Source organism: Citrobacter sp. Cf072 (assembly GCF_030334485.1).
Lineage (GTDB): Bacteria > Pseudomonadota > Gammaproteobacteria > Enterobacterales > Enterobacteriaceae > Citrobacter > Citrobacter freundii.
This window is the reverse complement of record NZ_JAOWDX010000033.1, coordinates 16,004-27,130: the sequence shown is the minus strand read 5'-3', so window position 1 is coordinate 27,130 and position 11,127 is coordinate 16,004. Positions and strand designations below refer to the sequence as shown.

The following is an 11,127-nucleotide window of genomic DNA, read 5'->3' as shown; positions in this document are numbered from 1 at the left end:
TCTGTCGCGAGGTGGCGTATATTACGCTTTCCTCTTTCAGAGTCAACCCTCATTTTCAGGTTTTTCTCTTCAACCGAACCAGCTGTTTGCGTGAAGTGATTCACATCCGCCGTGTCGATGGAGGCGCATTATAGGGATCCCATTTTTTAGCACAAGTATTTTTTGGATCTTTTTTTCTGAATGCTTGTTTTTCACTCCTTTCGCTACATTCCTGCGCAATTTGACTGATTTTTGATAGCTAAACCACTTGCACAGTCTCAATAATCCAACCAAAGTCTTCATTACTGCTCTATTTTCGTTGAGGTAAACATGTCTGATGTATTGCGTCCTTATAAGGATCTTTTCCCACAGATCGGAAATCGCGTGATGATCGACACCAGTAGTGTCGTCATTGGTGATGCTCGTTTAGCTGATGATGTCGGAATTTGGCCACTGGTTGCCATTCGTGGCGACGTTAACTATGTACAGATTGGTGCCCGTACAAACATCCAGGACGGCAGCGTTCTCCATGTCACGCATAAATCCACGTCTAATCCGCAGGGTAATCCACTGATCGTGGGTGAGGACGTTACGGTTGGTCATAAAGTCATGCTACACGGCTGTATCATTGGCAACCGTGTATTAGTCGGCATGGGATCGATTCTGCTGGATGGCGTAGTCGTAGAAGACGACGTTATGATTGGGGCTGGTAGCCTGGTTCCACAAAACAAACGCCTGGAAAGCGGATATCTGTACCTGGGAAGCCCGGTTAAGCAAATCCGTCCATTAAGCGATGAAGAGAAAGCAGGCTTACAATATTCAGCTAACAACTATGTTAAGTGGAAAGACGAGTATTTAAGTCAGAGTAACCACACCCAACCTTGAGCATCTTCCTGCTGGGCCTGGATCAATGCTTCAGCTTCTTCTTCCAGATCCCAGCGATGCTGTTGAAATATTTCCAACCACTGCTCAGGCGTGTCGCCGCCAAAGCGGGACGCCATAATCTCTCCAGATATGGCACATGTTAACTGCATACCATGAACCATCGCCGGAAACACAACGGCGTTAACATCCGTGCGCCATTCTTCCCGATCGGGAAACTGGATCGCCTGATTCATGCCGACAATTCCTGTTGCATGCTTTTTATGACAGGCTCCACCTGTGGCAAAACGCCATGCCAAAGTAAAACTGCATGCGCAGCCTGCCCCACCAGCATCCCCAGGCCATCGGCATAATGTTTCGCCCCATGCGAAACACACCAGGAAAGAAACGGTGTGTTCCCTTTCTGATAAAACATGTCATAACAATAAACCGAAGGGTGGATAAGAGATGCTGGAATAGCTGGTATCTCACCGCTCATTCCGCTGGATGTGGCATTGATGATCAAATCAAAACTGCAATTATCAAGATCGTCCATTCCCACCGCCTGCACGCTGCCGGTGTGGGAGAAGATTTGTGCCAGTTCTTCAGCGCGCGAAGCGGTACGGTTAACAATAGTCACCGCACAATCCATAGAAAGAAGAGGTAATAAAACTCCACGGGATGCACCACCCGCACCAATCAGCAGAACTCGCGATCCGGGATGAATGAAAGATAAACGCTCAAGATCGCTTAATAAGCCGATACCATCCGTGTTGTCTCCCAGTAAACGCCCATCCTCCAGCCGTTTAAAGGTGTTGACCGCTCCAGCAAGCGATGCCCGCTCCGTTAGTTCATCAGCACGTGCAAACGCCTCTTCTTTAAAAGGCACAGTGACATTTGCCCCCTTCCCGCCCTCAGCAAAAAAAGCGTTCAGCGTATTCACAAAATCATTGATGGGCGCCAGTACACGCCCATAGGAATGATCAATCTTCAACTGCTCTGCAAATTGCTGATGAATAAAGGGCGATTTACTGTGCGCTATCGGATTACCAAAAACAGCATAGGCTTCTTTCATATTACCCCTGTCGAAACTGTTCACCCGTCAGAGCATCACGGATCTCCGAAGGATTCAAGCGGCCTCCGGTCTCCCCCTCAACCACAGGAAAGTCTGTACCAAACTGCGCACGGACTTCCTCAACCGTTCTGCAAGGCGGTAAGCCACTCAGATTAGCACTGGTAGAGACCAATGCTTTGCCATAAGTCTGGCACAATGCAACCACCAGCGGATGATCGGTGACACGCACGGCCAGCGAGTCAAAACGACCGGTCAACCAACGAGGCGTAGTCGCGGGCGCCGGGAAAACGAAAGTTACAGGCCCTGGCCAGCGGGCGAACACAGCCTCACGTTGGGCCTCGGTGAGCATGCTATCGTCGATATAGGGTTTTAGCTGGTCAAAGCTTGCCGCAATCAAAATTAAACCTTTATCGACTGGGCGTTGTTTTAACTCTAACAGACGGGTAACAGCCGTTTCGCTGTCGGGATCGCAACCGACACCGAAAACAGCTTCAGTTGGATAGGCGATGACTTTTTCTTGTTTCAGAACCGCTATCGCCGCAGCGATAGCGTCTGTGGGCAGGTTATTATTCACTTTTTTATTCCGCCGAAATCGGCTTTCCACATTGTTTACTGGCACAGAAATGCTTCACACCCTGTGCGGTTTTCTTTTCGATGAGAAGCGGATAATGACACTCAGGACATTCTCCGGATAACGGTTTGAAGTTAATGACAAACTGGCACTCCGGATAGCGATCGCAGGAGTAGAAGGTTTTGCCATAACGGGAACGCCGCTGGACAAGATGACCAGTCTGGCATTGAGGACAGACTATTGCTGTTTCATCAGGCTTGTCGATGAGCTCGGTGTGATCGCACGCAGGATAGTCACTGCATCCAATGAACATACCGAATCGTCCCTGTCTCAGCACCAGCTCAGCGCCACATGCAGGACAAAGCTTACCCTCCAGAACTTTGACAATATGTCCGTCCGCGGAAGATTTCAGCGGACGGATGTAATCGCATTCTGGATAGTGTGAACAACCGAGAAACGGACCGTGTTTCCCGGAACGAATAACCAATTCAGCCCCGCATTGTGGGCAGGGCTCATTTTTACGCACCGTGAACAGTGCTGATTTAGCCATAACAACTCATACTAAATGAAGATTGATTAATGCAGCATACCTTCATTCACTTCAAAGAGTAATTCTTCCATTTGCTGATAGGCATTTTCACAACCTGGAATGTTGAATAGCACCATCAGGATTACCCACTTCAGGTCTTCCAGATCGAACTCTGCCGTATCCAGCGCGAGTACACGCTCAATGACCATTTCTCGCGTTTCGAGGTTTAGCACCTGAATCTGCTCCAGGAATAGCAGGAATCCTCTACAGCTTGCATCCAGTCGATCGCACTCTTCCGCAGTATAAATACGTATAGAAAGAGGGTCAGATGCCAGTTGCATAGGTTCAGCAAGGCCATCCTGATAGTCAGCAAGCTTTTCCAGCCAAAGTAACGCGTTGTAAATGTCTTCACGATCAAAACCAGCGTCGGTAAGATCCCGTTCCAGTTTGTCCTGATCCACACGCAGCTCAGCTTCGTTATGGATATATGTCTCAAACAAATACATTAGTACGTCGAACATGGCATGCCCTCCTCAATCGGACATAGCCGCCGGGTACAGCTGCGATCCACCCTGCTAACTCCAGTTCGAGCAGTTGAGCCACTACCTCTGGCACAGGTTGGCCGGCACGTTCAGCGACGACGTCAACAGGTGTTACCTCATCTCCTACGTTAGCCAGGAGCTCCGGAAATGGCAATGCCACCTCTTCGTGATCTGGCGAATAAATTGATTTTTCAGGTTCATCTGGCAACCATTGCAGCCCATATTGCAAATTTTCAAGAATTTCCTCTGGTGTCGTCACAAGCATGGCTCCCTGCTGAATTAGCCAATGCGGGCCTTCACTTCCCGGGCTCCCAATCGGCCCTGGTAAAGCAAACACCTCCCGCCCTTGTTCCAGTGCACAGCGAGCAGTAACCAGTGACCCGCTACGCTGTGCAGCTTCGACGACCAGTACACCTTTACTTAGACCACTGATAATGCGATTTCGTCGGGGAAAATTGCGTGGCAAAGGGAGCGTATCTAATGGGAACTCAGACACCAGTGCACCACCTGCCTCAATCAGTCGCTGAGCAAGACGGATATGCTGTCGTGGGTGAATGGTCTCAAGTCCATTTCCCAGCACCGCAATACTTGTGCCTTGTCGGTTTATCGCAGCACTGTGTGCCACGCCATCAATTCCCCGGGCCAGACCGCTGGTGATCGTCACACCACATGCTGCAAGCTTTTCACAAAACAATCGCCCCCAGCGTTCGCCATACCAGGAGTGCTGTCTGCTGCCGACAACGGCCACCTGGAACGAGCGAAGACATGCGGGATTTCCTGCGACAAAAAGCACCCCAGGATAATCCTCAATCGCACGGAGCTGTCGCGGATAATGCTCACTGTCTGCAACCACAAAATGGTGGTTCGGATGTTCAAGCCAGCGCAACGTTTTTTCCAGCGTCTGCTGTGAAAAGGTTAAAAACCGTGTGGCCTGGCGGGGAGAGAATCCTGCCTGCAGGAGTACCGCGTTGCTAATCAACGGTTGAGTATTGAGCCAGTGGGCAATGCGCACCATCTCATCACCATACAGTTCATTCACTTGCGCTAAACGTAGCCAAATTTCGATTTGGGTCATCCTTGTCCCCCTGCCACAAGCAGTCCAGGCAATCTTTGCGATTGGTCACTGATGCTGTCAATCAGAGGGGGTTTTGTCTAGAATAGAGGTAATAATCTTTTCAACTCCTGAACACAACTCTGGATAACTATGTCAGTTTTGCAAGTGTTACATATTCCGGACGAGCGCCTTCGCAAAGTCGCAAAACCGGTCGAAGAAGTGAATGCAGAAATTCAGCGCATCGTTGATGATATGTTCGAGACGATGTATGCCGAAGAAGGTATCGGTCTGGCAGCAACACAGGTCGATATTCATCAGCGCATCATCGTTATTGATGTCTCTGAAAACCGCGACGAGCAGTTGGTTCTCATTAACCCAGAGCTGCTGGAAAAAGACGGCGAAACCGGTATTGAAGAAGGCTGCCTGTCGATTCCTGAACAGCGTGCGTTAGTACCACGCGCAGAGAAAGTAAAAATTCGTGCGCTCGATCGCAACGGCAAATCTTTTGAGCTGGAAGCCGATGGCCTGCTGGCTATCTGCATTCAACATGAAATGGATCACCTGGTCGGTAAACTGTTTATCGATTATCTGTCTCCGTTGAAGCAACAACGCATTCGTCAGAAAGTTGAAAAACTCGACCGCCTGAACGCCCGAGCTTAAGGACAAGAATCAACGTGTCAGACTCACTACGTATTATTTTTGCGGGTACACCTGACTTTGCAGCGCGTCATCTCGACGCGCTGTTGTCTTCTGGACACAACGTCGTTGGCGTGTTTACCCAACCGGACCGCCCGGCGGGACGCGGTAAAAAGCTGATGCCCAGCCCGGTCAAAGTGCTGGCGGAAGAAAAAGGGATACCGGTTTTCCAACCTGTCTCTCTTCGCCCTCAGGAAAACCAGCAGCTGGTTGCTGATTTACGCGCAGACGTGATGGTGGTGGTGGCATATGGCCTGATTCTGCCAAAAACCGTACTGGAAATGCCGCGTCTGGGTTGTATCAACGTTCACGGCTCCCTGCTTCCACGCTGGCGTGGTGCAGCACCGATCCAGCGCTCACTGTGGGCAGGTGACACCGAAACAGGTGTAACCATCATGCAGATGGATGTTGGCCTCGACACCGGAGATATGCTGCTTAAGCTGTCTTGCCCGATTACGGCAGAAGATACCAGCGGTTCGTTATACGATAAGCTGGCAGATTTGGGGCCGCAGGGGCTGATTGAAACGCTAAAACAGCTGGCTGCCGGCACAATAAACCCGGTGGTACAAGATGAATCACTGGTTACGCATGCAGAAAAACTCAGCAAAGAAGAGGCCCGTATCGACTGGTCGCTTTCGGCTGTTCAATTGGAACGCTGCATCCGCGCCTTTAACCCATGGCCAATGAGCTGGCTTGAAATCGACGGTCAACCAGTGAAAGTCTGGCAAGCTTCGGTTATTGCGGAAAACACCCAGGCTGCGCCAGGCACCATTCTGGAGGCAACAAAGCAGGGTATTCAGGTCGCAACGGGCGACGGCATCCTGAATCTCGTCTCTTTGCAGCCTGCCGGTAAAAAAGCCATGAGCGCGCAGGATCTGCTTAATTCACGCCGGGAATGGTTTGTACCCGGTAACCGTCTGGTCTGACGGTTCATCTCTTTAAGCCCGGTGTTTCCGGGCATTTTTATTTTTGCGCTTATGAAAAAACATCTTAATTTACGCAGTATGGCGGCCCAAGCCGTCGAACAGGTTGTCGAAAAAGGACAGTCATTAAGCAACGTGCTGCCCGCCATGCAGCAAAAAGTTGCTGATAAAGACAAAGCGCTGTTGCAGGAACTTTGCTTCGGCGTATTGCGTACACTCTCTCAACTGGAATGGATGATCCAGCAACTCATGGAACGTCCAATGACGGGCAAACAACGCATCGTTCACTACCTGATCATGGTGGGCTTCTACCAACTTCTGCATACTCGTATTCCAGCACACGCCGCGCTGGCTGAGACAGTAGAAGGTGCGGTTGCCATTAAGCGTCCGCAACTGAAAGGGCTGATCAACGGCGTGTTGCGCCAGTTTCAACGCCGTCAGGATGAACTGCTGGCCGAGTTTGCGCAAAGCGATTTGCGCTTCTTACACCCCTCCTGGCTGGTGAAACGTATTAAGAGTGCGTATCCGCAGCAGTGGGAAGCTATTCTTGAAGCCAATAACCAGCGACCGCCGATGTGGCTACGCGTCAATCGTAATCACCATACTCGCGACGCCTGGATAGACCTGCTTACCGCAGCGGGATTAACCGGTTTCCCGCATCCAGACTACCCGGATGCAGTGCGTCTGGAAACACCGGCTCCAGTTCACGCCCTCCCTGGTTTTGACGAAGGTTGGATCACCGTTCAGGATGCTTCTGCTCAGGGGTGCGTTAAATATCTACTGCCGAAAGATGGCGAGCAGATTCTCGACCTATGCTGCGCGCCGGGGGGTAAAACGACGCACATTCTGGAAGTTGCTCCGCAAGCTAACGTCATGGCCGTCGATGTGGATGAAAAACGCTTATCGCGCGTTTACGACAATCTGAAACGTCTGGGCATGAAGGCAACCGTAAAACAGGGTGATGGTCGATATCCACAACAATGGTGTGGCGAACAACAGTTTGACCGTATTTTGCTGGATGCTCCGTGTTCTGCCACCGGCGTTATTCGTCGCCATCCAGACATCAAATGGCTGCGTCGCGACCGGGATATTGCCGAACTTGCGCAGCTGCAGGCCGAGATCCTGAATGCAACCTGGTTACATCTTAAACCTGGCGGCACGCTGGTTTATGCAACGTGCTCTATCCTGCCAGAAGAAAACCAGCAGCAAATTACCGCCTTCCTGGCACGCACGCCGGATGCGGTATTAAGCGAAACCGGTACGCCGGAAAAACCCGGACGTCAGAATTTACCGGGTGCGGAAGATGGCGATGGCTTCTTTTACGCTAAGCTAATCAAAAAGTGATGAGATAACGGGTCGCGACTGATGAAAATTATCATTCTGGGCGCAGGGCAAGTTGGCGGTACGCTGGCTGAAAACCTGGTCGGAGAGAACAACGATATCACGGTAGTCGATACCAATGGTGAACGTCTGCGCAGCCTGCAGGACAAGTTTGATCTCCGCGTCGTGCAAGGGCACGGTTCACATCCTCGCGTACTGCGTGAAGCTGGGGCCGACGATGCCGATATGCTGGTTGCCGTAACCAGCTCAGATGAAACAAATATGGTTGCCTGCCAGGTAGCTTATTCACTGTTTAATACGCCTAATCGCATCGCCCGTATTCGTTCACCGGATTATGTTCGTGATGCGGACAAGCTATTCCAATCCGATGCGGTACCTATCGATCACCTGATTGCGCCGGAGCAACTGGTTATCGATAGCATTTATCGACTGATTGAATATCCGGGTGCATTACAGGTGGTGAATTTTGCCGAAGGTAAAGTCAGTCTGGCAGTAGTAAAAGCCTATTACGGCGGGCCGCTTATCGGTAATGCGCTGTCAACAATGCGTGAACATATGCCGCACATCGATACCCGCGTTGCGGCGATTTTCCGTCATGACCGACCAATCCGTCCACAAGGTTCTACGATCGTTGAAGCGGGTGATGAAGTCTTCTTTATTGCGGCATCACAGCATATTCGCGCCGTAATGAGTGAACTGCAACGTCTGGAAAAACCGTACAAACGCATTATGTTAGTAGGCGGCGGTAATATCGGAGCGGGTCTTGCTCGTCGTCTGGAAAAAGATTACAGCGTCAAACTGATCGAACGTAATCAACAGCGAGCATCCGAACTTGCAGAGAAACTGCAAAATACGATCGTCTTTTTTGGTGATGCTTCGGATCAAGAGTTACTGGCCGAAGAACATATCGATCAGGTAGATCTGTTCATCGCAGTGACCAACGATGATGAAGCGAATATCATGTCGGCGATGCTTGCCAAACGGATGGGTGCCAAGAAAGTGATGGTGTTAATCCAACGCAGAGCATACGTCGATCTGGTGCAAGGTAGCGTGATCGATATTGCTATTTCACCGCAGCAGGCGACCATCTCCGCGCTGCTCAGTCACGTACGTAAAGCTGACATTGTCGGTGTTTCTTCACTACGCCGTGGCGTCGCGGAAGCCATTGAAGCCGTCGCACACGGGGATGAAACAACATCTCGGGTTGTGGGGCGTTCAATTGATGAAATTAAACTTCCCCCTGGAACCATTATTGGCGCCGTTGTGCGTGGTAATGACGTGATGATTGCCAACGATAACCTGCGCATTGAGCAGGGCGATCACGTAATTATGTTCCTGACAGATAAAAAGTTTATTACCGACGTCGAGAGACTATTCCAGCCAAGTCCTTTCTTCCTGTAATAATTTGGGCGCTAATACAGCGCCCTTTTTATTTCCCTTTATATTTCATGGTCTAATAAATTTTCCTTTCGGCAATACATAAATGGAAATTGCCTAAACATTTGTTAAACTTATAAACGTCAGCTGCATAGGGAGAATAAAATGAGCATTATTAAAGAGTTTCGCGAATTCGCGATGCGCGGGAATGTTGTCGATTTGGCAGTGGGTGTCATTATTGGTGCGGCATTCGGTAAGATTGTTTCATCACTGGTTGCCGATATCATCATGCCGCCACTGGGGTTGTTAATTGGTGGGATTGATTTTAAACAGTTTGCTTTAACGCTACGTGATGCACAGGGAGACATCCCTGCCGTGGTCATGCATTACGGTGTATTTATTCAGAATGTCTTCGATTTCATTATTGTTGCCTTTGCTATCTTTATGGCAATCAAACTGATCAACAAACTGAACCGTAAAAAAGCGGAGGAGCCAGCAGCACCGCCAGCTCCATCGAAAGAAGAAGTATTACTGAGTGAAATTCGTGACCTGCTGAAAGAACAGAATAACCGCTCTTAAACACTCACTGAAACAAGAAGGCCAGTGGTAAAAAAGTTAATTACTTTCTTGCCACTGGCCTCCCAGTTACCCCGATTGCCATGTTTGCCTTTACGTAGATAACTTCCTTTCCCTTTCTTATTTTTCTCAACGCGCTGTCTGAACAGTGGGTCATGCAGAAGCGCCTCAATGGCGTTGTCCTTTATCTGCCCTTTGGTGTGCTGATAACGACTCATAATATCTCCAGTTTGTAGTAATTTACGCCGCGAGTGTAGACCCGGCAGTTCAAGAAATCAACAGCCTGATGTTGTTCCACTGGCGCCTTGCTCAAGAGCTTCAAGAATAGAGCAGTACACGCTGCTGTGTGCCTTGCCGCAGCATGCATCATTCAATCGCTGCAGAGACCGCTGCATCGTCTGAAGTTCGGCAATACGTGCTTCGACTTCTTGCAGTCTTTCCTGGACGATCCCTTTTGATTCCTGACAGGTATGGTGTTCGGGATCAACACGGATCGAAAGCAATTCGCGGATCGACTCCAGAGTGAAACCAAGCTGGCGGGCATAACGAATAAACTTCAGGCGCTGAAGATCGCTTTCTGTATAGAGCCGAAATCCGCCTTCAGTACGCACTTCATGCTCCATCATCTGCTGCTTTTCATAGTAGCGGATAGTATCTGGCGTCACGTCAGCCAGTTTCGCTATTTCACCAATTCGGTACATGCTCTCTCCGCTATTCATCGTTGATCTTTTTTAGCAGCTTATCTGCGTAGTCACCGCGCAAAAACTCGGTGCTGAGTCCAGCCTGCCGAAGTTTAAGTTCCAGCAGCGACAGTCTTCGGCTCACCTCCGGATAACTTGGATCATCTTTGCGGATCCCCGCGAGTATTTCAAGCAGCTGTATTGCTTCTCTGCGTTGCTCGAGCTCAGGAGGAAGGCAACCTGCATTTTTTAATAAACGGTATCCAGCTCGGAGTTCAGTCGGGACATGGGAGTCATCGTCAAGAGTCAGCGGTTCACCCGTTCCCGGCAAATCATCAAACTCACCTTTAGATTGCGCATCAATAATATGGCGCTCTGCCCACTGGTCCAGTAACCACATACAACACTCCAGGGGATGAACAAAAAGAGTACAGATATTGTAGATAAGTGGGGATATGACGGATATAAAAAAACCCGCCGAAGCGGGTTTTTTTACGTTACTACAGATTACTCTGCAGCAGCTTCTGTTTTCTCTGAACGATCAACCAGCTCGATGTATGCCATCGGCGCGTTGTCGCCTGCACGGAAACCACACTTCAGAATGCGAGTGTAACCACCGGCGCGGCTCGCGAAACGCGGGCCCAGTTCGTTAAACAGTTTTGCCACGATCTCGTTATCACGAGTACGGGCGAATGCCAGACGACGATTAGCTACGCTATCAGTCTTGGCAAGAGTAATCAGCGGCTCAACTACGCGACGCAGCTCTTTCGCTTTCGGCAGAGTCGTCTTGATGATTTCATGACGAACCAGTGAACCTGCCATATTGCGGAACATAGCCTGGCGATGGCTGCTGTTGCGGTTCAGTTGACGACCACTCTTACGATGGCGCATGACCTTATCCTTCTCAGTAAAACCTTAACCTG

General features: G+C 50.0%; 16 protein-coding genes. 6 read left to right on the top strand and 10 right to left on the bottom strand.

Going from position 1 to position 11,127, the window contains the following annotated elements; all coding sequences use genetic code 11:
• Window positions 1-309: 309 nt before the first annotated feature.
• Window positions 310-864, top strand: a complete 555-nt coding sequence (locus tag OGX66_RS02855) for a gamma carbonic anhydrase family protein (RefSeq protein ID WP_003031171.1) — start codon at window positions 310-312, stop codon at window positions 862-864.
• On the opposite strand, the gene OGX66_RS02850 is transcribed toward OGX66_RS02855, so the two are convergent.
• From OGX66_RS02850 to dprA, 6 genes are read right to left on the bottom strand one after another with little or no spacing between them, the layout of a single operon-like run.
• Entirely contained in the window at window positions 840-1,097 is a 258-nt protein-coding gene (locus OGX66_RS02850) for a DUF1488 family protein (protein ID WP_003031169.1), read from the bottom strand. The genes OGX66_RS02855 and OGX66_RS02850 overlap by 25 nt on opposite strands.
• Window positions 1,094-1,915 (bottom strand): shikimate dehydrogenase, encoded by an 822-nt coding sequence (aroE, locus tag OGX66_RS02845; protein WP_270939484.1) that lies wholly within the window; start codon window positions 1,913-1,915, stop codon window positions 1,094-1,096. Before aroE ends, OGX66_RS02850 begins: the two co-directional genes overlap by 4 nt.
• A 1-nt stretch (window position 1,916) precedes the next feature.
• A complete protein-coding gene (gene tsaC / locus OGX66_RS02840; protein ID WP_270939485.1) occupies window positions 1,917-2,489 on the bottom strand; it encodes an L-threonylcarbamoyladenylate synthase type 1 TsaC in 573 nt (190 codons plus the stop codon).
• A gap of 4 nt (window positions 2,490-2,493) precedes the next feature.
• Window positions 2,494-3,036, bottom strand: coding sequence for a DNA topoisomerase family protein (locus OGX66_RS02835; protein WP_003842156.1), 543 nt, complete (start codon window positions 3,034-3,036; stop codon window positions 2,494-2,496).
• Window positions 3,037-3,062: 26 nt separating this feature from the next.
• Window positions 3,063-3,536 carry a DUF494 family protein Smg gene (gene smg, locus OGX66_RS02830; protein ID WP_003031162.1) on the bottom strand — a complete coding sequence of 158 codons (474 nt, stop codon included), beginning with the start codon at window positions 3,534-3,536 and terminating at the stop codon, window positions 3,063-3,065.
• Window positions 3,508-4,632, bottom strand: coding sequence for a DNA-protecting protein DprA (dprA, locus tag OGX66_RS02825; protein ID WP_121540497.1), 1,125 nt, complete (start codon window positions 4,630-4,632; stop codon window positions 3,508-3,510). The genes smg and dprA overlap by 29 nt, the downstream gene beginning before the upstream one ends.
• A gap of 129 nt (window positions 4,633-4,761) precedes the next feature.
• Between dprA and def the strand changes: the two genes are divergently transcribed.
• From def to mscL, 5 genes are all read left to right on the top strand, one after another.
• Window positions 4,762-5,271 carry a peptide deformylase gene (gene def, locus OGX66_RS02820; RefSeq protein ID WP_003031159.1) on the top strand — a complete coding sequence of 170 codons (510 nt, stop codon included), beginning with the start codon at window positions 4,762-4,764 and terminating at the stop codon, window positions 5,269-5,271.
• A gap of 14 nt (window positions 5,272-5,285) precedes the next feature.
• Entirely contained in the window at window positions 5,286-6,233 is a 948-nt protein-coding gene (fmt, locus tag OGX66_RS02815) for a methionyl-tRNA formyltransferase (RefSeq protein WP_003031157.1), read from the top strand.
• A 51-nt stretch (window positions 6,234-6,284) separates the two neighbouring features.
• Window positions 6,285-7,574, top strand: coding sequence for a 16S rRNA (cytosine(967)-C(5))-methyltransferase RsmB (gene rsmB / locus OGX66_RS02810; RefSeq protein WP_088903388.1), 1,290 nt, complete (start codon window positions 6,285-6,287; stop codon window positions 7,572-7,574).
• A 21-nt stretch (window positions 7,575-7,595) separates the two neighbouring features.
• The gene (trkA, locus tag OGX66_RS02805; protein ID WP_003031153.1) at window positions 7,596-8,972 is read left to right on the top strand and encodes a Trk system potassium transporter TrkA; all 1,377 of its coding nucleotides are present in this window, start codon (window positions 7,596-7,598) and stop codon (window positions 8,970-8,972) included.
• A 141-nt stretch (window positions 8,973-9,113) separates the two neighbouring features.
• Window positions 9,114-9,527: a large-conductance mechanosensitive channel protein MscL gene (mscL, locus tag OGX66_RS02800; protein ID WP_003031152.1), complete on the top strand. Its 414-nt coding sequence runs from the start codon at window positions 9,114-9,116 to the stop codon at window positions 9,525-9,527.
• Here the strand turns inward: mscL and arfA are convergent.
• From arfA to rplQ, 4 genes are all read right to left on the bottom strand, one after another.
• The gene (arfA, locus tag OGX66_RS02795; RefSeq protein WP_003031148.1) at window positions 9,524-9,742 is read right to left on the bottom strand and encodes an alternative ribosome-rescue factor ArfA; all 219 of its coding nucleotides are present in this window, start codon (window positions 9,740-9,742) and stop codon (window positions 9,524-9,526) included. The two genes, mscL and arfA, sit on opposite strands and share 4 nt — an antisense overlap.
• A gap of 57 nt (window positions 9,743-9,799) precedes the next feature.
• Window positions 9,800-10,225: a Zn(2+)-responsive transcriptional regulator gene (zntR, locus tag OGX66_RS02790; protein WP_003031145.1), complete on the bottom strand. Its 426-nt coding sequence runs from the start codon at window positions 10,223-10,225 to the stop codon at window positions 9,800-9,802.
• Between the two features lie 10 nt (window positions 10,226-10,235).
• Window positions 10,236-10,604: a DnaJ family domain-containing protein gene (locus OGX66_RS02785; RefSeq protein ID WP_016151084.1), complete on the bottom strand. Its 369-nt coding sequence runs from the start codon at window positions 10,602-10,604 to the stop codon at window positions 10,236-10,238.
• A gap of 107 nt (window positions 10,605-10,711) precedes the next feature.
• The gene (gene rplQ / locus OGX66_RS02780; RefSeq protein ID WP_001216370.1) at window positions 10,712-11,095 is read right to left on the bottom strand and encodes a 50S ribosomal protein L17; all 384 of its coding nucleotides are present in this window, start codon (window positions 11,093-11,095) and stop codon (window positions 10,712-10,714) included.
• Between the last annotated feature and the right edge of the window lie 32 nt (window positions 11,096-11,127).